Origin of the sequence: Flavobacterium subsaxonicum WB 4.1-42 = DSM 21790 (assembly GCF_000422725.1) — a bacterium.
GTDB classification, from domain to species: Bacteria; Bacteroidota; Bacteroidia; order Flavobacteriales; family Flavobacteriaceae; genus Flavobacterium; species Flavobacterium subsaxonicum.
Map to the genome: position 1 here is coordinate 149,546 of NZ_AUGP01000017.1, position 20,946 is coordinate 170,491.

The following is a 20,946-nucleotide window of genomic DNA, read 5'->3' on the forward strand; positions in this document are numbered from 1 at the left end:
ATCTAAACCACTTAATTAATTACCTAAAACTACTTTAGGGAAACGTATAATCTTGTCGCCCAACTTATAACCTTTTTCTAAAACATCTACAATCTTACCTTTAAGTTCTGGCGTTGGTGCAGGTATTTGTGTAATAGCCTCGGCAAAATCGGCATTAAAAGCATCGCCTGCCTTAATGTCTACCTGCTCCAGGCCTTTAGACACAAGGGTATCTTTAAGCTTATTGTAAATAAGCTCTACACCTGTAACCAAAGCCGCGTCTTCGCTTTTAGATATCTGGATCAAAGCCCTGTCAAAATCATCCATTACAGGCAAAAGGGCCTGCAATACTTCCTGGTTGGCTGTTTTAAACAGGTCCATCCTTTCTTTAGACGTTCTTTTCTTATAATTGTCAAATTCGGCAAACAGGCGCAAAAACTTATCTTTTTCTTTAGCCAGATCCTCACCCAGTTGTTCTACTTCAGATAATCCTTCTGCAGTAGGTATCCCTTCTGTTGGTTCTGCCTGTTGGTCAGTAGTTTCAGTGTTATTTACTAATTCGTCCTGTGTTAGCTCGTTTTCGGCATTTTCAGAATGTTCCCGGCTCATACTTTTAAATATTTTCTTAAACATTGTTTCTCTAATGGTCGCTAAAGCGATGTGCAAAAGTATTGCCAAAGGTTAGAAAATGTCAAATTGTCACTCTTTTTTAGAAGATAGATTTGAGATGTGAGTATTTAGAAGTGAGATAATAGATGATAGACCTACACCTTTAGCATAAAAAAACCGCCTTTAGGGCGGTTACTTTAATTCATGCTCTATAGCTTTTTCGAGCGAGAGGTATTTAAACTGGTATCCCTCTCCTATTATCTTTTTAGCGCTTACATTCTGGCTATCAAACAGCAGTGTGCTCATTTCGCCCAGTGCCAGCTGCATGGCAAACTGAGGGATGTTTGGCATAAAATAAGGTTTATCTAATACTTTGGCTATTGTTTTAACCAGCGCCGACTGGCTAACCGGATACGGAGCAACGGCATTATAGGCACCTTCCAATTCGTTTTTAAGCGCGTATACATAAATACCTGCCAGATCGCGCAGGTTTATCCACGATTGTATTTGCTTGCCACTGCCAAAAGCGGCACCAAGGCCAAATTTTACCGGCCCGGCCAGTTCTTTTAAAACCCCGCCTTTGCCAGATAGTACCAAACCGGTACGTATTTTAGCTACTCTAATATCCAGGCGGCTAATCTGGTCGGCCGCTTCTTCCCATTTTTGCACTACCGTTCCTAAAAACGAGTGGTCGCGTTCCGGGCTTTCTTCAGAGTATACTGCCTCTAAACTGCTTGGGTATATACCCGTAGCCGAAGCGCATATAAACTGGTGCACTTTATTATCTGTGCCTTTTAAAAGTGTGTAGAGCAATTGCGTACTAAGAACACGGCTTTCTAAAATTTCTTCTTTATACTTTTGCGTCCACCTTTTAGAGATAGAAGCCCCCGCCAGGTGAATTACAACATCTACATCATCAATACAATTAAAGTCTATATCACCCTTTTCAGGATTCCATAAAAAGCCTTTGTATTTTTCTTCGTTTTGTATTTTTTTTTCAGATGTGGTAAGGTAATTAATGTAAATACCGTTCTTTAGCAGCAGCGATACCAGTTCATTCCCTACAAGCCCCGTGGCCCCGGTAATTAAAACTTTCATATCTTCTTCTTTATCATTTGCTGCAAATTTATTTTACCTGCCCCAATTAAACGTAAAGCCGCCTTAGCTTTAACTAATGTTTATGACATATTACCCCTTTTGTTACAACATTATGCACAAAAGGACTATTTAGCCTTAACGCTCCATTCAAAATCCATTTCAGATACCTGATCGCCTTTTTCATCAACCCCAATAGATTTCATCCAGAAGGTTTGCCCCTCGCCTGTTGCCACGGTGCGCTCTATAGCTTCTTTAATAAGATGGCCCTGTGTGCAGGTAAACGTAATCCTGCCACGTGCTTTTTTGCTAAAGTTACCTTTATTGTTAGCTACCAGCATAGAGATTTTTTTGCCGCTATTTTTTATATGATACATTACCAGCGCTCCAGTGCTAAGTTCTGCCGCCATAGCCTGTACAGCAAAATACATACTGTTAAACGGGTTTTGGTTTATCCATTTATGTTTAACCGTTACGGTGCACTGCTCTGTAGAAATTTGTTTTACTCTAACCCCGCTAAAATAAGCCGAAGGCAGCTTAAAAAGCAGGAATGTATTGAGTTTAGATGGCGTAAATTCCATATTTATAATTGATTTTCAGGCTAATTTACGTTTTATCTGTACCATTTCAAAATGTTAATATTTTGTTAAATATTAGTACTATGCGTTGCACACTACCTTTCTTTAGCCATATATTTGCATAGGATATTAATAGACATAAGCCTCTACTATGGAAACAACAGCAAACAAAACCACCGCAACCTTACTACAACTTAGCGCTTTAACGCAGTACTTTTTTCCGTTTGGTAACTTTATTTTCCCTGTTTTAATATGGAGCGCCAAAAAAAACGAATCGGAGTTTGTAGATTATAATGGCAAACAGGCCATCAATTTTCAGTTAAGCCTATTTATTTACGCTATAGTAATTGTAATAATTTCTATTCCGGTTTTTATCTATTGCCTGTTTAGCAGCGTAGATTTTGCCTTTTTAGATAACAGCGACTGGGTTATAGAAAGCAACAGCCGTTGGGTAGTAGAAAATTTTGATACCGAAAAAATTCCAAGCCTTATTGCCATAGCAGCTATTGTAGGATTTATACTTGTTGTGATGAAGATAGCCGAGTTTTTCCTGATCATCTATTCGGCCGTAAAAAACAGCAATGGCATTAAAAGCAATTATCCGTTTACCATAAAATTTATTAAATAAAAAAATGCCTCATCAGCATTAATACCGCCTGTTTGCCGGCAACAGGCCCACTCCAGCGGAGTTCAGTCATCAATCAATCATCGAATCATCATCAATCAAATCAATCACCCACAAGCCGGCAGGCGGGTAAAAAAACCGAACAGTTATGAAATTATTATTAATTACAGCATTTACAGGCCTCATCAGCCTTGGTGCACAAGCCCAGGTAACCCAGCAGCGACAGGCGTACGACGTTACAAAAATTGAAGTTAACAACGGTATAGAGGTGGTGTTTACACAGGCCGATACCGCAGCCCTATCGGTACAAACCAACAGCGACACTAATTTTGCAAACATTATTACAGAGCACAAAGGCAACACATTAAAAATTTACATGAAAACGCCCGAAGACAACAAAACATTGGTTATAGCGCCTGCAAAGGTATATGTAACCCAAAAAAATGTAACCGTGTTTAAGGTAGCAGGCAGTGCTATTATAAAATCTTACGATACACTGCACATGCCGCAGGTTAGTATTAATGTAGCATCGGGCGCTATGTTTATTGCCAATATGGAGATAGAAGGCTCCTGCACGGTTAAGGTAGCCGGTGGCGCAGGCTTTAGGGGCAAAGTTATTACCGATAGCTTTAAAGGCGATGCCCGTGGTGGTGCTTACATAAGGCTTTCGGGCACTGCCAAAACAGCCGATATGTATTGCAGCAGCGCATCGTTACAAGCCGGCAAGTTTGTTTGCAGCTGGGTAGAGGTGTTTGCCAAAAATGCTTCGGCAGTATTTATAGGGGCCGATGCTTACATTAAAGCTAATGCCGATGGCTCGTCTGCCATTACGTACTACGGCGATCCTGCCAAAACAGAATTTGGCCCTAATGCCTATGCTGTTAAAAGAGATAATTTTAATTTTACACTAAACTAAGACACACACAACTGCCCTAACCCGGCGCTAAAAATAAATACATGAAAGCTTATGAATATTGAGAACACCAAAGCCCAAATGCGTAAGGGAGTTTTGGAATTCTGCATCCTGTCTGTTTTAAAAGAAAAAGATGCATATACTTCAGAAATACTGGATACCCTTAAAAACGCTAAGCTGCTTGTTGTGGAGGGCACGGTTTACCCACTGCTTACAAGATTAAAAAACGACGGCCTGCTAAACTACCGTTGGGAAGAATCGACATCGGGGCCGCCCAGAAAGTATTACGGATTAACCGATGAAGGAAAAGAATTTTTAAAAGAATTAAGCATTACCTGGACAGAACTGTCTGATGCAGTAAATATAATAACCAGCCAAAAAGCACAGTCATGAACAAAACAGTAAGTATAAATTTAGGAGGTTTCTTTTTTCATATAGATGAAGACGCCTATCAAAAGCTTAACCGCTATTTTGATGCCATAAGGCGTTCGCTTTCGCCGGATGGCCGAGACGAGATCATGAGTGATATAGAGGGCAGGATTGCAGAACTGCTTACTGAAAAGCTTAATAACGATAAACAGGTAGTTAGCGTTACAGAGGTAGACCACGTTATTGCCGTTATGGGCCAGCCCGAAGATTACCGTATAGACGAAGACGATACAAGCACCAACAGCAGCTACAAGGCGCCTAACTTTACCTTTCCGTTCCCGCAGACTAAAAAGTTTTACAGGGATGCCGATAAAGCCATAATTGGTGGTGTATGCGCAGGCCTTGGCCACTATTTTAGGATAGACCCATTGTGGGTAAGGATCTTGTTTATAGTATCTCCATTTGTAACCTTTGGTACCAGTGCCTTTGTATACATACTGCTTTGGATATTAATTCCGCAGGCTATTACAACTACCGAAAAACTGGAAATGACGGGCGAGCCCATCAATATTTCAAACATAGAAAAAAAGGTTAAGGAAGAGTTTAGCCAGTTTGCCGATAAGTTTGGCAATGTAGATTATGATAAAATTGGCCACAACGTTAAAACCGGTGCCGAAAGGCTGGGTACGGGCGTTAGCACCGCAGTACTGGCCATACTTAAAGCTATAGCTAAGGTTATTGGGGCATTAATTGTTATTTTTAGTGCTATCATGCTAGGGTCTTTGGTAGTAGGTCTGCTGGCCATGCTAACATCATCATCGCTTGCCGGAGATGCCTGGTACCCTTATGTAAACAGCATGAATTATACCAATACACCTATGTGGGTTATAGGCATAGTGGGCTTTCTTGCCCTGGCAATACCGCTATTCTCATTATTTCTGTTGGGTTTAAAAATACTGTCAGACAATTTAAGGCCGGTTGGCAACTTAACAAAATATACGCTGCTTGTGTTGTGGATAGTATCTGTAAGTGCCTGTATTTATCTGGGCATTATGCAATCGGCACAGTTTGCCAACGAGGGAAAAACGGTTAGCAAAACCGAAATTAACCTTGCAAGGACCGATACACTTCATGTAAAATTTAGGTATAACGAGTACTTTACAAAATCGCTTCACCATGATTACGACTTCCGCTTTAAGCAGGATTCGCTTGGTAACGAGGTTATATACAGTAACGATGTCCAGTTTTTTGTTCTTAAAACAGATGAAGCCAAGCCTTACCTGCAAATAGAGCGCATTGCCAGCGGCGGTACGCTGCAACAGGCAAGAAAATCGGCAGAAATTATTAAGTATGGCTTTAAAATTGAAGGAAATAACTTAATTTTAGACAATTATTTGCTTACCGGCGGAGACAACAATGCCAAATACCGCAAGCAGCGTGTAGAGATATTTTTATACCTGCCGGAGGGTACGTACTTTCATCCTGATAAAAGCTTACAGGATTACGACCAGAGCGACGATGAGTTTTTTAACCTTTGGTTTGATGGCGACCACAAGTACCAGATGACTAAAGATAACGTTAAGTGCCTGGATTGTGTTGAAGGTGAAGAAGGCAACCAGTTTGGCGATAACGGCGACGAAGGCAATACTGAGCAGATAAAAGAGCAACTGAAACAACAGGCTGCCGACATGAAAGTGCAGGCGGAAGAGATGAAGATACAGGCCGAGCAACAGGCTAAAGAAATGAAGGTGCAGGCCGAGGAAATGAAAAAACAGGCTGAGCAGATGGAAAAGGATGCCAAAAACATGCAGTAAGGTTTTTAAAGATCAACCAACAAATTAAAATATAAATACCATGATTAAAGTTATTGTACACATAGCCCAAGCCATAATTGCTGTGGTTGTTGCCCTGCTTTTTTCTTCGTGTAATATGGAAACGGTAGATGGTAGCGGTAACGTTACCAAACAAACCAGAACGGTTAGCGGAGAGTTTACAAGCGTTACAGCATCGAGCGGATTAGACGTTTACATAGAACAGGGCGTTAACAGGTCAGTGGTGGTAGAGGCAGATGATAACCTACAGCAGCATATTAAGGTAGAGGCCTCTGGTACAGAACTTAAAATTACCAGCGATGTAAATATTGGTAATTCCGAATCTAAAAAAATTACCGTTGTATTGCCCGAAATTACCGGTATAGAAGCTAACAGCGGATCAGGGGTTAAAGGCAAAACGGTTTTAAAAACCGATAAGGTTAAACTTAATGCCAACAGCGCAGGGGTGTTAGAAGTTACTGTTATTGCAAAAGATGTTGTTTGCGAAACCAGCAGCTCGGGCACTGTTAAGCTACTGGGATCTACAGAAAACCTTGATGCCGAAGCCAGCAGCGGCAGTACCTTAAACGCAGGCGAGCTTAAAACAATTAATGCCGATGCAGAAGCAAGCAGCGGTGCCAGCCTTATTGTAAACCCTACCGAAAAACTTGCAGCAGATGCATCAAGTGGTAGCTCTATACGATATCTTACTACCCCTGTTAAAAAGATAAGCACAACATCAGACTCCGGAGGCTCTGTCTCAAAACAATAAAAAGATTTAATATGCCCACTTAATGGTGGGCATTTTTTATATACTATTTCAACAAGCACACTCAATTTTCTCCCCGCCTTTATTAGCATTAGTGCCCTCGGTGGCATAGCCATCAAACTTCCACCACTGTATACCCCCTATTAATTCTTTTACTTTAAAGCCTAAGCGTGCCATATTTAAAGCGCCTTTGGTAGATGCATTACAGCCAATACCATCGCAATAAGTTACGTATAAAACATCCTTATCCAAATGTGCGGTACTTTCGGCAGTCATTTCGCGGTGCGGCAGGTTTATAGCGTTCGGAATGTGCTCTACCTCAAAACCAAAAGCCTTGCGGGCATCAAGGGGCATAATCTTTTCGCCGTTGTTCAGCGCCTCAAAAAGGTCGGATGCATCTATCTCATAAGCCAGTTTGTTCTCGTAATGTTTAATTTGCGCTTCCATTTTGTGTCGTAGTTAGTTGTAATTAAATATGATGCTAATTGCAAACGGCCACCCTTTGGAGGCAGCCGTTTACGTTGGTTTATTTCTTTTTCAAAAGCTCTTCAACAGCTTTTGCCAGTTGCTGGTCTTCGCCGGCGTTTAACTGTGTTGGTTCGTTCTTAACCTTAACATCGGGCTCTAACTGAAAGTTCTCCATCAGCTTGCCCTCGTTAACGGTACGCATGCCTATTTGCGGTATCCCGAAGATGGTTTTGCCATCTATCATTTTTTCCCACCAAACAGCAGTGCCCGTACCCGGCACCGGCATGCCTATCAGCTTGCCAATACCCAGTGCTTTATAGGTGTACGGAAACATGTGCGCATCGCTATAGTTACCCTCGCTTATAAGCACCACCGATGGTTTATGCCATTTAAACTGCGGCTCTGTACCCAGGTTCTTCTGCCCTCTTGGTTCAAAGCTCATATACGTCTTTCCACTCAAAAAGGTAGCAAGGTCGTCGTGCAGCCATCCGCCACCGTTAAAACGGGTATCTACAATAAGGGCATCGGCATCATTATATTTACCAAGGGCTTTTTCAAACACTTCCCTAAAGCTTTCAGAATTCATGCCCTGTACGTGTACATAGCCCAGTTTACCACCCGACAGGCGGTCTACGTCTTTCTCCCTGTTTTTAACCCAGCGGTCGTAAGCCAGTTGGCCTTCTTTGCCAATGGTAATAGGCTCTACAACCTCGTTCCAGCGTTTGCCGGTTTTGTCATCAAAAAAGCTAACCAGCACTTTCTTATCAGCTTTCCTGTTCAGCAGCGCGTAATAGTTTTGATCGGGCGTAATTTTAGTACCGTCTATAGCCTCTATAATAAATCCGTCCCTGATTTTTTGCTTGGCTTTAAACAGCGGGCTCCTATCCAGCACCTCTACTATCCTTACGCCGTTGCCGGTGTACTTGTTATCTAAATATACCCCAAGCGACGCCGTGGCATCGCTGCCCGCTTTACGCTCAGGCCTGTAGCGGCCACCCGTGTGCGAAGCATTAACCTCGCCCAGCATTTCGCTAAGCAAATCGGCAAAATCTACCGAGTTGTTTATGTATGGCAAAAACTTAGCGTACTCATTTTTATAGAAATCCCAGTCTACACCATGCAGGTCTTCCAGGTAAAATTTCTTTTTAAACTGCCTCCAGGCATGCTCAAACATATAGGCACGTTCGGCAGTTTCATTTAAATTCATTTCTGCCGAAAAGTTAACCGGCTCTTTTTTAGCATCTTTAACGGCAATTTTTACAAGCCTGCCGCCTTTGTCTATAAGGTAAATGTTCTCTTCTTTAGTATCCAGCACTATTTTAGAATCTTCGCTGTTAAGGTTTACAAACAGCTTGGTTTCCTTCTCGCGGAATTTTGTCCTCCACAGGTTGGTACCCTCCTCAAAACGGGTTAGGTAATAAATGTTCTCGGCATCTTTATCTACCACAAAATCAGACAGTCTCGACGAATGTATGGTTAGCTTAACCTTACGGTCCTGCAGGCCTTCAAAATCTATTTTAACCGGCTTAACTGCCTCTTTTTTATCATCTTCCTTATCTTTATCCTTGCGTTTTTTATCTTTCTTATCCTTATTATCTTTATCGTCGTCTTTACCTTTTTTGGCATCGCTTTGCTCTTTCCAAAGGGCATATTCGGCTTTGCTCAGCTCAAATTTCTTTTGGGCATTTTCTGTAAGGAACACAGCATATACATCGCTTTCAGACCCCCAGCTGCCGTGCGAACGGTAACCGTCTTTGTCAGACGCCCAGTACACCATTTCGCCCTCCATGCCAAACTTAGGCATCTGATTGTTGTACCCGCTCTGGCTCAGGTTAATAGGCGGTTTGCCATCGTTAACATTAATAAGGCCAATATCGGTATTCCAACGCTCGTAAGCCATGTAGGGCACTAACAGCCATTTACTATCAGGCGACCACGTAAAATACTGGTCGCCATCCTGGTACGAGTAATTTTTCTGGCCTGATAAAACGGTACGCACCGCACCGCTTGCTATGTTTTTGATACGAACCGTGGTACGCTCCTCTAAAAAGGCAATTTCTTTGCCATCCGGCGAATATTGTGCCTGAAACGACTCTTTACCCGAGCTTACCACTGCCGTTTCTTTAAACTGTGTAGCATCAAAAAAGTACTTATCGTCTTTGTTTACAAGGCTGGTTTCATAGATATTCCAGCATCCGCCACGCTCTCCTGAATATAAAAGGCTGCGCCCATCGGGACTGAATTGTATGTTACGCTCCTGCTCAGGCGTGTCGGTAATCCTTTTAGTAATGCCGAATTCGGTGCTCACTACAAATACCTCGCCGTGCGCTATAAAGGCTTCTTCTTTACCGTTAGGAGAGATTGCAAAATCCTCGGCATCAGCACGTAGCGTTTCCACCACCTTCTCGTTATAACGGTCATCACTCTGTATGCTTATAGCTACTTTTTTAGGCTGGCCGCCATCGGTCTGGGTATAAATTTCGCCATCCCAGGTATAGCAAAGCGTACCATTATTAGCGCGGCTTAAAAAGCGCACCGGGTTCTTGGTATAGTTGGTTACCTGTTGGGCATTGCTCTCTTTATTATTTATAAGGCTTGCCTTCCAAACATTAAAGGTGCCGTTTCTTTCACTTAAAAAGTAGTACTCGTTATTGTTGCCAAAAACAGGGTTACGCTCTTCGGTATTAGTCTCAGTAACTTCACTATAAGTTTTGGTTTTGATGTCATAGATCCACAAATCTCGCGTAACCGAAGACGTCTGGTGCTTACGGAATGGGTCTTCGTAACCTTTTCTGTCGTGATAGAATATCCTGCTGCCATCGGCACTAAAAGTTGCCATTTCGGCCGGCACTGCGGTAATACGTTTTTCCATGCCGCCTGCCGTGCTAACCTCGTATAATTCAGGCAAAAGCGCCGTTGGGTATATAGAGCTTGCGGCATCATCTAACCTTGCAGCGGTAAAGATAACTTTATCGCCAGCGGGGTTAAAATCAGTAGGCACATCGTCTGTGCTATAATAGGTTAGCCTTTTAGACACACCGCCGTTTGCCGGAATTACAAATACATCTTTATTGCCGTAGCGGGTAGACGAGAAAGCTATCTGCTTGCCATCGTTACTCCACACCGGGTCAGAGTCATAGGCTTCATGTATAGTGAGCCTAACTGCCTGGCCGCCAGTAGCAGGTATGGTAAAAATATCGCCCTGGTACGAAAAGGCTATTAAAGATCCGTCTGGAGATATAGCGGCACTACGCAGCCATTTTGGTGCGGCATCGGGTGCTTTTGCAACCTGGGCATATATGCCACCCCCTGCTAAAAGCAATAGTAAACAGGTGATTTTTTTCATAATGAATTGTGTTTGCGTAACAAATATAAGCATTGTTATCTTACGATAATTAACCAACGGTATTGTTAATTAAATGTTACAGAAATAAGCCTGCAGGGCCTTATTCAGCAGGTGTTTTTTATATATTTGCCAGTACCAATAAAATGCCACATATTATGAAAAAAAGCTGCTTACTGCTGCTCGCACTGCTATTTACGGCAGTTACCTTCGCCCAAAAGAGGGAGAAAATTAAGGGTTCTAAGAATGTTACCGTTGCCAAAAAAGAGGTTGCCGCTTTTGACAGCCTCGAAATTGAAGACAACCTTGAGGTATACCTTACCAAAGGCACCGAACAGGGCCTCGAAATTGAAGCCGACGACAACCTGCACGATGTAATACAGGCTGATATTCATGGGGGTACGCTGCGCCTTTACACCAATAAAGAAGTTAGCGGCGCCAAAAAAATCACGGTGCGTATTAATTATACGGGCGAGCTTAAGTCCATCATTGCTAAGCACCAGGTAATGCTGTACGCGCTTACAGAGCTTGAGGTTGAGGACATTACCATCAAAAACCTTGACTTCTCTAAATCATTCCTTAATGTTAAAGCCGGCTCTTTCAGCCTTAGCCTAAACGATAAAACCACTGCAGAAATTAACGTTAAAGCAGAGAGCACCACCATAGACCTGAGCAAGAATGCCGACCTTAAAGCACTGATTGCCACCCAGAACCTTAAGATGGATATGTACCAAAAGACTACCGCCGCCATAGAGGGCGATGCTGCTGCCATGCAACTGCGCGTAGACAACAATGCGGTGTTTACCGGCAAGAAATTTAGTGTTAAAAATGCAAGCCTGGTAGCCGAAAGCTACACTAAATGCAGCATTACGGTAGCCGAAACATTAGACATGGAAGTAACCGGAAAAACCGAAATTGAACTTTACGGGGCACCTACAAGTGTAACCATGAAAAAGTTTGCCGATAGTGCCATTATCTATAAAAAAGAGCTTTAATATTTCACTTTTGGACTTTGAGATTGCACAAAAAAGCAGCGCTAATCAGCGCTGCTTTTTTGTTGACCCAAATCCATAAAAAAAGCCGGATTTGAGGTCCGGCTTTTTTACTATTATTTATTTAAGATGATAACAATTTTGTTAAAGTCGGCAGCGGCATTTATTACCGCCCTGTAAGCTTCAAAATTTTCGAGCGGATAATTCAGCACATTGTAGTACTCTGTATTTTCTACTATAATCTCGTTGCCTTTTTTCTCGTACTTGCTAACAAAAGCAGCTTCGGTCTTGCCGTTTACATTGGCCGTTTTGTTCATGTTAAATTTATCAAGGTTTTTAACCGTGGCGCCTTCCGGCAGAATGATCCTTATTTTACGGGTGTACGAGTGCGGGTAGTTAATTTCTACCGGTAGCACACGCTTGTTTTCCTGGTACAGCTCCATTTGCTTGCCAATGGTTTGCCCTACCGAGAACAGGTAGTTATCGCCCGCCTTGCGTATAAGGTCTTTACCCTCAAAGGTAACATTCATTACAAATGGCTTTTTGCCAATAAACTCTACACCATCATTTTCTGTGGTAAGGGTTTTGTACTCCGTTTCTACCGTGTAGTTTTCGGCAATGCTTTTAAGTATGGTCTTGTACTGGTCTGCCGGGGCAAAATCTTTAATAGGCTGAAAATTCAATGCCGAATACCCCCCAAACTGTATCTTATCGGTTACGGTAGGGTTTTCCAGGTCTTTAGAAAAATCTACGGTAATATCCATTACATCGTGCGTAATATCTGTACCCGGAATATCTATCATGGCAACCTCGCCAATACCCATCTTAGTACCTGCAAAGGCTTTTTCTTTAATAAACAGTCCGTTTGTACCGGCCAATTGTTCAGGTATAAGCGGTATCCTGTATTCTACCTCCAGTGGTGTCATAAATTTTTTAATGGCCGGAAAGTAAAACAACAGGTCGTCCAGGTTTTCGTAGCTTTCAAAATCCTTGTCAAAGGCCACTTTGTAACGGCTCGATGTAAACACAAGGTTATTCTCTACCCCCATGGTTGTAAACACGGCAATGTAAAGCCTTATAATATCGCTCTGGTTGGCCTGTTTAGTTTTAATGATGTCCTGTAGCGACTCCTGCCCATCAATATAACGGCTGTAGTTAATGGTTTTCTTTATCTTGTTCTCAATATTCCAAACCTGCTCCTGCACATCGGCAGATTTAGCTATGCCTTTACAAAAATCGTCGATAACCTTCTGGTCTTTCTTGCTGTACACCGGGTGAAACCTCTCGTACAGGTTGGTAGAAAACTCTTTAAAGTTGTACAGGTTTTTAGCGCCGTTGGCTAAATTCTCGTCCAGCTTGTAACGAAAACGCTTAATATTGGTGTTCCAGTTGGCATATTTTTCATCGTCATCCAAAGCAGGTGTATCGTTCTCTGTAATGGTTAGCGTGTTTAGCTTGGCCGATGGCGTTTTCTCGGCTATAACCGGTTCAGACAGGCCGTTGTAGCTCTTGGTTTTAAACAGCAAATGATCGGGGTATATTAACTGGAACGTACTTTTTGCAATAGGATACTCATCCTGCATTTTAATGGTATGCCCTTTAATTTCAGGTGTTTCCTCTAATATAAAGATGGTTTCTATTACCGCACCTTTCTCCAGGCCGTTTACCGCGAAGTACTTAAATTTAATACCCCTCTCCTCATCGGTCTCTTCTTTAATATCGCCTTTTTTAAGCTCTATTACCTTGCCGCTCTTTAGTATAACACGGGCCTTTGTGGTAATTACGTTTTCGTTAGATGCATACGGAATGTAGATCTTGTTGTTACGCTCTACCGCATCATCGCTATTGATGTATGTTTTTTCGTGCGACAGGTAGTACTGCAACGCACTGTTTTTACCCGAAACAAATTCTATCTTAATATTACGCTCCAGTATGGCCTCTTTTTCGTCTTTGTATTTGGCCGGGATGTCTACTTTGGTTTGTTTCTCATCCCAATTATAATTTTTAAAGGAAAAATCCTGAGACTGGGCATAACTATAACAACTGCACGCCACAAAAAACAGTAGCGCCGTTTTTAGTTTGAGGTTAAAATTCATTTTTCGGTAAGTATTAAGGTTTGTGTATAAGTACTTTTAAGTTTTTTGATGCTCTCTGTCCACAACGCAAAATCGTCTTTTTGCAGCAACAGTTTTTTAAGCTGGATTTTAGCCACAAGCGATACAACGCCTGCGGTATTGGTGTATTTAAAATCGGCTTTCATAACGGCATTATCAAGGCTAAAATTTTCCGGAAGGTATTTTACCGAATAGTTTTGAGGGATTGTAAGGTCGTAACGGGTGTTGTAGGCCGAAAGGTAATCCAGGTCAAAAGCCGTTACACGGTCGGGCTCCAGCGTAAGCTTTTCGTACATGCGGTCCATAAAAAGGTTTATGTACAGCTCTTTGTCTACCTGCATGGCATAATCGTCCAGCTCAAAGTTAAAGTTAACCTGGTACGGCTTATCGCGGTCAGATACATTAGCCTCGGTATAATCTTTTAAGTGAAACTTATTGCTGCCCTTTAGCACCAGGCTTTTGATCATTTCAAAACGGGTTTTGTTGGATGCATCGCCAATTTGCGCCAGTATGTTGCTCCTGGAGTAGCCGTTGTAGCTTACCGAGCCGGAGCCGATTATCTTTTCTTTATCAAGGCTTAGTTTTACCACCTCAACAGCTTCATTATTTTCGGCTGCAACAACAGGCACGTTTATAATTTTGTAGGTATCGCCATTGCTTATAAGCGCCTCTTTGCCCTGTATAAAGGCCGTAGGGATGCCGTAGCGGGTTTCTCTGTCGGTCGCATCCAGAAACACATAATTATCATTATCGTTGTATACGGCTATCATGTGGTTGTCTACGGCTGGGGTAGAAAGTTCTTCGTAAGAATACGGAATATCGCGTGTGCCTATCCACGAAACGGTTACGCTTTTTACACCGGCATAATTGGCCATAGCACTTATAATGCTGGCCATATCTTTACAGTCGCCAAACTTGCGTTTGCATACCAGTGCCGCTTCGCGCGGAATAAAACCTTCGTACCCGTTTTCGAAAGCAATGTACTTAATGTTGTCTTTTACCCAGTAAAATATCCTTTTTACCTTCTCGGTATCAGTAGTAAGCCCGGACGTAATCTCGGTAGCAATCGCTTTTAGGTCGGCATCCTCGGTCTTGTTCAGGTTTTTGGTAAAGCTCTTGTAGTAATCGTACAGCTTTTCGGTATTATCCAGCACGTTTATCTTTTTAGCATCTACCGTATAGTCTTTTACATACACGTTAATGTGCGGAATAAAGTAACGGAACCCCGGGTTGTTAGGCTCCATTTTTACGGCTTTTACATCTTTAAGCGTCCAGCGGTAAATAAACTTGCCCTTTTTTTCTGTTTTAGAAAATTCGATGCTGTTGTTGGGGTCGTTAAAAATGCGGTAGCCAATAGTGATATCTTTATCGGTACGCACCTCAAGCGTAGAGTTAAGCATGGGGTAGTTGCTGCCAAAAACATAGCTTTGTAATAGGAACGGATCTAAAAATTCGGTCTGTACGCTGTACACCTTTCTTGCCCCTGCCTCCAGGTTAGGAAAAATAAGCTGGCGCTCTTTTACATCGTTGTAAAACACAGAGTTTTGCCGTGCCTGTTTTTCGTTGGTTTGCGTAACCTTAATTTTACGGTCTTTGCCCTTATCATTAACTACCGAAAAAGCTTCGTACTCGTTAAGCTTTACCAGCTCTGAATACGAAAAGTTTTCCTGGTTGTTTTGTATGCCATTTTCCGACATTATCATCGACTCGTAATAGTTATCCTGTAAAACGCGCAGCTTTTTGTTATCCACAAAAATATCATACGAGCTTTTATCGCTAATAACCAATTCGTTAACATCGTTATACGTTTTTTTATAATCGGTAAACGAACCCGTTTTTTCCTGCGCAGTAGCCTGCAATGCCATTAGCGGCAAAACCGCCAAAAGGCATTTTTTATTTAATCTCAACAAGTACATCTGAATCATAGCGTTTGGTTTGAGAAATAGTTCCGTTAGTGTACACTTTACAAAGGCCGTGCATCTCATCATTTTTATATTCGGCGGTTACCCATGGCTTGCCGTCTTCTTTAAAAAACTCCTGAAGGCCCTCAAAAGATGAATTTTTAAAGTTTTCTTTTTTGTATATTTTTCCGTTAGCATAGTACTCTGTGCGCGCACCTGTTAAAAGGCCTTTATCATAGTTGCTTTCATACTCCGGCTTGCCCTCTGCACTGCTTATTAAAAACTTACCGTCAAGGTTGCCTTTTACATAGCTTAGCTCCATAGCATTTTTACCGTTAGGGTAAACCGACACTATTTTAGCCGTTTGCCCAACTATAGGTGTTTTCTCGGTCAGTTTTCCATCTTTGCCAAGTGTAATGTAATACACCAGCTCGTTGCGCTGGTAGCCCAGTATAAGTATGTTATCGCCTTTTATGTTATAGTATTTTACCTCGCCTTCCTTATCTTCGTCATACTGCATCGTTTCAGAAAATTTACTCTTGTTGCTGTAGTAGCGTATGGTAGCACCCGTATTGTCGCCAAACACGTAGGTATCTACCATCCTAAGGTTACCGGCCAGGTCGTAAAACTTGCTAAGGCCATCGAGCTTGCCCGCGTAGTAATCTCTATCTACCAACGGTGCACCCGTTGGGCCGTTTTTAATGTATTTGCCATGCCTGCCGCCGCTTGCATAGTTGCACTCTACAACTATTTTACCGGTTTTGTCTTTAATAAGGTATTTACCGTTTAGGGTGCCGTTAACCATGTTATAATCGTGTACCTCTGTACCATTATAATACTGGTTGGTTATTTTACCGTTCTTGTTGGCATAATCAAGCTCGTTCTCTTTTTTACCCTCTGGCGTAAAGCTTTGCATTTTAAGCGGAGTGCCATCTACATACTCTGTAATTTCGCTTACGTTACCGTTTTGCCAGTAATCGTATTGTTTAGAATACAGCTCATCGTTAATGTAAAAGCTTTCAGACGACACGCCACCATCAGCATAAAACGATTTTGCCGGGCCGCTGGCATCGCCGTGGCTGTAATAATAGGTACTGGAAAGAATACCGCTATTATAATTCTCGTAAACACCCTGTACGGTATCGTTTATATAATTTGAAATACTTGCAAGCCTTTCATCATCGCTATACCTAAACGCTTTACCCTGTTGTAAACCATTTTGGTAGTTTTCTTTATTTTTTAAAACACCGGTGTTGTAAAAATAATTCCACTCGCCAATTTTTTTACCTTTCTCGTATTTACCGGTGGTTAAAGTTGTACCGTTCATACTTTTAATGGTATACACGCCTTTTACAGGTACATCTACAGGTTTTGCGGCACCGACAGCATATTGCAGGCCGGGTTTAATTTCGCCAAGCTTGTAGTTTTCCTGAAAATATTTATCGCCGGCGCCGTTGTAAAAGTTATAGCCGGTTACGTTGCCCTCTTTATCATAAATTGTTTCATACGATTTTTTACCGTTGGCAAAATAGTTAACGCCACCGGTTGCAATATCGTTTACATAGGTAGTCTCTTCTTTAAGCGTACCGTTAGGATAATATTCTTTATACGGAGATGCAACCACGCCGCCCTTAAATTCAATCTCTGATTTTACAACCTTACCGTTGTAGTATTCTACCGCCCTGCCCTCGCGTTTTTCCATAACATACGCCTGCTCTCTCGATACGTTGCCTGCTTTATCATAAAGAATGTATTTACCGTTAAGCTTGCCGTTGGTGTAGTTTATTTCGGTTTTTTTAGTGCCGTTTTCGTACAGGCAAATAAGGGCACCATCGCGCTCGCCGTTAACAAAATTACCTTCGCAGGCTTTACCGCCATTAATGTAATAGCCGGTACTGATGCCGTTTAGCCGATCGTCTTTATAATTTTCGACCACCTCAACATTACCGTTATCAAAATAAGAGGTCTTTTTACCGTTAAGCTTGCCTTTGGTGTAGTTTTTCTCATCGGTAAGGCGGCCTTTATGGTCAAAATATTTTTGTAGGCCGTCTGCCTCATCGTTAACAAAATTAAGTTCGCTAACAACGTTGCCACTGGCGTTAAGCACTTTGTACTTACCTTCTTTTTTACCGTTAACCACTTTGCCTAACAGGTAGGGCTTGCCATTTTCCAGGTATACTACCACTTCTTCTTCTTTACCAAAAAGATCTACTTTGCGTTTGGCAAAAACATCCCAAAAATCGTTAGCTAAATATCCGTTTGTAAAAGCATCGGTTTTTTTACTTTGCGATGACAGTTTTTTGCCCAGCTTTTCTTTTAAACCATTTAAGATATAATATGAAAAGCCTTCAAACTGTTTCTTTTTTGCCATATCGGCAAGCCACGGAATGTACATGGTTTCAAAAAAGCCGTTTTGCACTTTATGTTCTGCAGAATAATCTACAATAGCCTGCATCTGGCGGATAATTACATCATCAAACGTTGAGTTAATTTTATAGGCACTCTTTAACGGCAGCGAGTTACGAAGAATAACATCAATGTCTTCAAAATTATCGCCCCCGGCTCTTGAGAATATAAGTTTATTCTTTTCCAGATAGTTCTCGGCAAACTTAGAATTTAGTTTTATAATAATATCGGCGTTGGCAGAACTGTTTGGTGCCAGCGTTAAATAAGCCAGCAATGCCATAGACCCTTCTACAACGCGGCCGTCTTCCAGCGCCATAAGGCCCAGCAGGTAATGCGACCCGGTATGGTTGGGATTTATTGTAATGGCCTTTTCCAGCAGGTCTACACTTTTTTGGCGTTCGTCTTTTCTAATATAAAGCAACGCCATATTGTAAAGCAGCACTGCCGAATTGGGCAGTGATTTCTGGGCCTCTAAAAACATCTTTTCCGATTTTTCGTAGTCTTTCTGGTCACTCAGCAAGTTACCGTACGACATATAAAAATCAGTAACTTCGTTCATGTAGCCTTTTGTATAGGCAGCTTCGTAAAAAGCTTTAGCAGCTTCTTTATCTTCGCCGGCGGCAAGAGCCAGGGCTTTTTCGTATTGAGCAGTATAAAATTTGGGGTCGTTTTTAGCAACCTTATCAAATTGCTTAATGGCATCGACATATTTACCTTCATCATACAGCCTGATACCTTCGGCAACAAAAGCATTACCATCATAAACAACAGAGTAATCTACCTGAGAATAAGCTGTGCTACATAGCCCAAAAACAAGGGCTGCCAATATGTTTTTCATGGGGAGAATAATAATTTCTCCAAATATAATTTTTTTACCAATTATGCCAAGCAATTCTTAAAGTTTTCTAAAAAATTTCTAAAAATTAGTCATAATATAACTAACTACCTGAAACATTATGAGAAATGTCTTTCAGGTTTGGATTTGAATAAAAGATAAGCTGTAAAATGCAAATGCCTTTATTTATATTATGTTACCCTTAATAATTATTTTTTTAGCAAGGCACGGTATCTTGTACAAATAGATATCTTTAGAAAAAATTTCTACCCCATGAAACACTTCCTTATTGCAGCACTACAATTGTTACTTTGTAGTAACGCCTTTGCCCAAAATACACAAAACGGACCCGACTTTACAATTGCTAAGGGCTATATATTAAAAGAAATAGCTGTTACAGACAATAATGAAATTATGATGATGAGTGATGGGGATAACCATATATTCCGGATTTTTGACAAAGAACTTAAATCCAACCGCGAATACAAATACATTACCCCAAGCTACTGCCGCGGAAAAGCCTTTACAAACAATGTGGCGCTACTTATATCTTTTTATTATGATGAAAAGACTAGAGAATACAAATGCAATGCTGCTAGTGCAGCTACAAGCGATTTTAAATTTACCTCAAAAACTTTACTGGCTTTTGCATCAAAAGAAGTAGATACTTATAAAAGTATGACAAGTTATGGCCTTATGTCTTCAAAAGAACATGTTATAACTGTTACTTTTAGCGACGATAAAAGTGCTTTTGCTTTATATGTAGATTTTGCCCCAATTAAAGGAATAGGCCGAAAAGAGCTATATATATACGATACTGCAACCCAGAATTTACTTTTTGAAAAGAAATTTACAGAAAAGGATGCTCAAAAATATGCACATGGCTACGAAAGCCTTGTACTTAATGAAAACAGAACGGCAGCATACCTAACCAGTTATCTACTGGAAAGGAAGGGACTTTCGGTACCGCAGGATTATTTTTATTACCAGCTTGAAAAAGTTGACACACAGGGTTATAATCAACTGGCACTAAAAACAGAAGACTATTTAGCAGTATCTAATGTAAAGGTAATGGTTAAAAATGAAAGGGTATATTGCGTAGGGGGTTATGGCGAAAATAAAAAAAGGGACAGGCGCGAAAGCGGCTTTTTCTTTTATGATATTGATGCAGCCACATTAGCCGTTAAAAATATTAAATACAACCCTTTTACATCTCAGTTTAATATTGATAAATTTGGAAGAGATAAAGCCGAAAAAATAATTGGAACTTATGAGTTGCGCGAGTGCGGATTTGCATCTAATGGCGATATTTTATACAGTGTACAAGACCATAGCCTGGCCAGTACATCGGCATCCGGAATAATTGCTCAAGAACGATTTGATGATATTATTATAGCACGGATTTCTACAGATGGTAAGATGCTTTATTCAAGAGATATTACCAAAGACAGTCCTTATCTGGATGGTGCTGTTAACGGAGGTGCAGTTCCAGTTATCTGGAATGGCCAAATGCATTTAGTAGTAACCTCTACTAAAGATGAGAAAAAATCCGACAAGAAAGCAAAATCAGGCGAAAACACATATATAACCCTTTTTGATATTAACGATAACGGCGAAATAAAGGTTAAGAGTGTAGCAGAGATTAAGAGTGTAGCAGAAATTAAGAGCGAAAAAATAGTGTACAATCCTAAATTTGGAAAACAACCTAAAGAAAACGAAATTTTTATGTTTGGCCAGCAAAAGCAAACAGGCACAATTACTAAAATAAGCTTCTAAATATTAAAAGTTCTGTAAAATAATTTAAAACATAACAAAAGCCGAACAGTATTGTTCGGCTTTTGTGTTGAGATAAGACATAACAATTATTTTAGGTAAAAGTATTACTACTTAATAATACTGTTTCCTTGTCTTTAATTTTTGATTTTTGTGGACTTAAAAACCATACATACCCTATTAAAATTGCTTTTGGATAATTGCTTAGACAGGTAGGTCATACCGCCATCAACCAAAATTTCGGTACCAAGTATAAACGATGAATCGTCAGATGCCAGGAACACCGCTGTTTTACCAATTATGCCAAGCAATTCTTAAAGTTTTCTAAAAAATTTCTAAAAATTAGTTATAATGTAACTAACTACA

Annotated in this window: 16 protein-coding genes; 7 read left to right on the forward strand and 9 right to left on the reverse strand. The window is 41.0% G+C overall.

Going from position 1 to position 20,946, the window contains the following annotated elements; translation table 11 throughout:
* Window positions 1-15 precede the first annotated feature (15 nt).
* The 3 genes from G509_RS0103455 to G509_RS0103465 form a co-directional block, all read right to left on the reverse strand.
* Window positions 16-588: a nucleotide exchange factor GrpE gene (locus tag G509_RS0103455; RefSeq protein WP_394363567.1), complete on the reverse strand. Its 573-nt coding sequence runs from the start codon at window positions 586-588 to the stop codon at window positions 16-18.
* Between the two features lie 192 nt (window positions 589-780).
* Window positions 781-1,686: a TIGR01777 family oxidoreductase gene (locus tag G509_RS0103460; RefSeq protein ID WP_026990249.1), complete on the reverse strand. Its 906-nt coding sequence runs from the start codon at window positions 1,684-1,686 to the stop codon at window positions 781-783.
* A gap of 125 nt (window positions 1,687-1,811) precedes the next feature.
* On the reverse strand, window positions 1,812-2,264 hold the full coding sequence (locus tag G509_RS0103465; protein WP_026990250.1) for a DUF4442 domain-containing protein: 453 nt from the start codon (window positions 2,262-2,264) through the stop codon (window positions 1,812-1,814).
* Between the two features lie 148 nt (window positions 2,265-2,412).
* Here G509_RS0103465 and G509_RS0103470 point away from each other — a divergent pair, with 148 nt between their 5' ends.
* The 5 genes from G509_RS0103470 (at window position 2,413) to G509_RS0103490 (ending at window position 6,751) form a co-directional block, all read left to right on the forward strand.
* A complete protein-coding gene (locus tag G509_RS0103470; RefSeq protein WP_026990251.1) occupies window positions 2,413-2,889 on the forward strand; it encodes a DUF4870 domain-containing protein in 477 nt (158 codons plus the stop codon).
* A gap of 145 nt (window positions 2,890-3,034) precedes the next feature.
* Complete coding sequence (locus G509_RS0103475) at window positions 3,035-3,802, forward strand: GIN domain-containing protein (RefSeq protein ID WP_026990252.1); 768 nt, start codon at window positions 3,035-3,037, stop codon at window positions 3,800-3,802.
* Between the two features lie 51 nt (window positions 3,803-3,853).
* Window positions 3,854-4,192: a PadR family transcriptional regulator gene (locus G509_RS0103480; protein WP_026990253.1), complete on the forward strand. Its 339-nt coding sequence runs from the start codon at window positions 3,854-3,856 to the stop codon at window positions 4,190-4,192.
* Window positions 4,189-5,982 (forward strand): PspC domain-containing protein, encoded by a 1,794-nt coding sequence (locus tag G509_RS0103485; RefSeq protein WP_026990254.1) that lies wholly within the window; start codon window positions 4,189-4,191, stop codon window positions 5,980-5,982. The genes G509_RS0103480 and G509_RS0103485 overlap by 4 nt, the downstream gene beginning before the upstream one ends.
* A 40-nt stretch (window positions 5,983-6,022) precedes the next feature.
* Entirely contained in the window at window positions 6,023-6,751 is a 729-nt protein-coding gene (locus G509_RS0103490; protein ID WP_026990255.1) for a head GIN domain-containing protein, read from the forward strand.
* Window positions 6,752-6,799: 48 nt separating this feature from the next.
* On the opposite strand, the gene G509_RS0103495 is transcribed toward G509_RS0103490, so the two are convergent.
* Together G509_RS0103495 and G509_RS0103500 are read right to left on the reverse strand one after the other, a co-directional pair.
* Complete coding sequence (locus G509_RS0103495; protein WP_026990256.1) at window positions 6,800-7,195, reverse strand: rhodanese-like domain-containing protein; 396 nt, start codon at window positions 7,193-7,195, stop codon at window positions 6,800-6,802.
* 79 nt (window positions 7,196-7,274) lie between these two features.
* Window positions 7,275-10,562 (reverse strand): S41 family peptidase, encoded by a 3,288-nt coding sequence (locus G509_RS0103500; RefSeq protein ID WP_026990257.1) that lies wholly within the window; start codon window positions 10,560-10,562, stop codon window positions 7,275-7,277.
* Window positions 10,563-10,717: 155 nt separating this feature from the next.
* On the opposite strand from G509_RS0103500, the gene G509_RS0103505 reads away from it, so the two are divergent.
* Window positions 10,718-11,554 (forward strand): GIN domain-containing protein, encoded by an 837-nt coding sequence (locus G509_RS0103505; RefSeq protein WP_035738446.1) that lies wholly within the window; start codon window positions 10,718-10,720, stop codon window positions 11,552-11,554.
* A gap of 113 nt (window positions 11,555-11,667) precedes the next feature.
* On the opposite strand, the gene G509_RS0103510 is transcribed toward G509_RS0103505, so the two are convergent.
* Genes G509_RS0103510 through G509_RS0103520 form a run of 3 tightly spaced genes read right to left on the reverse strand, consistent with a single transcriptional unit; the run spans window position 11,668 to window position 18,810 of the window.
* The gene (locus G509_RS0103510) at window positions 11,668-13,647 is read right to left on the reverse strand and encodes a DUF3857 domain-containing protein (RefSeq protein ID WP_026990259.1); all 1,980 of its coding nucleotides are present in this window, start codon (window positions 13,645-13,647) and stop codon (window positions 11,668-11,670) included.
* A complete protein-coding gene (locus tag G509_RS0103515; RefSeq protein WP_161627164.1) occupies window positions 13,644-15,590 on the reverse strand; it encodes a DUF3857 domain-containing protein in 1,947 nt (648 codons plus the stop codon). Before G509_RS0103515 ends, G509_RS0103510 begins: the two co-directional genes overlap by 4 nt.
* Window positions 15,559-18,810, reverse strand: coding sequence for a tetratricopeptide repeat protein (locus G509_RS0103520; RefSeq protein ID WP_131450744.1), 3,252 nt, complete (start codon window positions 18,808-18,810; stop codon window positions 15,559-15,561). Before G509_RS0103520 ends, G509_RS0103515 begins: the two co-directional genes overlap by 32 nt.
* Before the next feature lie 270 nt (window positions 18,811-19,080).
* Here G509_RS0103520 and G509_RS0103530 point away from each other — a divergent pair, with 270 nt between their 5' ends.
* On the forward strand, window positions 19,081-20,583 hold the full coding sequence (locus tag G509_RS0103530; RefSeq protein ID WP_026990262.1) for a hypothetical protein: 1,503 nt from the start codon (window positions 19,081-19,083) through the stop codon (window positions 20,581-20,583).
* Between the two features lie 134 nt (window positions 20,584-20,717).
* Here G509_RS0103530 and G509_RS23620 read toward each other — a convergent pair whose 3' ends face one another.
* Window positions 20,718-20,891, reverse strand: a complete 174-nt coding sequence (locus G509_RS23620) for an SDR family oxidoreductase (RefSeq protein ID WP_211219579.1) — start codon at window positions 20,889-20,891, stop codon at window positions 20,718-20,720.
* Between the last annotated feature and the right edge of the window lie 55 nt (window positions 20,892-20,946).